The sequence below is a fragment of the Psychrobacter sp. AOP3-A1-26 genome (assembly GCF_052378235.1).
Lineage (GTDB): Bacteria > Pseudomonadota > Gammaproteobacteria > Pseudomonadales > Moraxellaceae > Psychrobacter.
The window spans coordinates 1-378 of sequence record NZ_JBQSXN010000224.1; the positions used below are offsets into that span (position 1 = coordinate 1).

At 39.7% G+C, this 378-nt stretch carries 1 protein-coding gene; it reads left to right on the plus strand.

Features of this window, described 5'->3' with window-relative positions:
• Positions 1 to 53: 53 nt before the first annotated feature.
• Positions 54 to 378, plus strand: a 325-nt coding sequence (locus tag ACT3TU_RS14390) for a transposase (protein WP_444784549.1), incomplete at its 3' end; no start/stop codon positions are given.

The window sequence follows — 378 nt, forward strand, 5'->3', positions numbered from 1 at the left end:
GGTGTAATGGACATTATTCATGCTGTCATAGGGTCTAACGCTATATACTGTCTATATTTGCAAGGAATGAACGCCATGAATCAAAAAACTGCCCTTTTTGTAGTGATAAACACACCAAGAAGAATGGACGTAAGCTTGGCAAACAGCAGTATCAATGCCTAGCTTGCAGACGGCAGTTTTTAGGTGGCAAAAGACTCAATAACCAAACACTTTGGACTGAATATACCCAAGGTAAACAGACTTACCAACAACTGGCTGATAAATACCACTGTAGTCTTAAAACCATTCAAAGACGCTTAGATAAAGTCAGTATCGAGTATCAGGTTAAACGACCAAAGACTGCTAATATCATCATGGACACCACTTACTTTGGTCGCA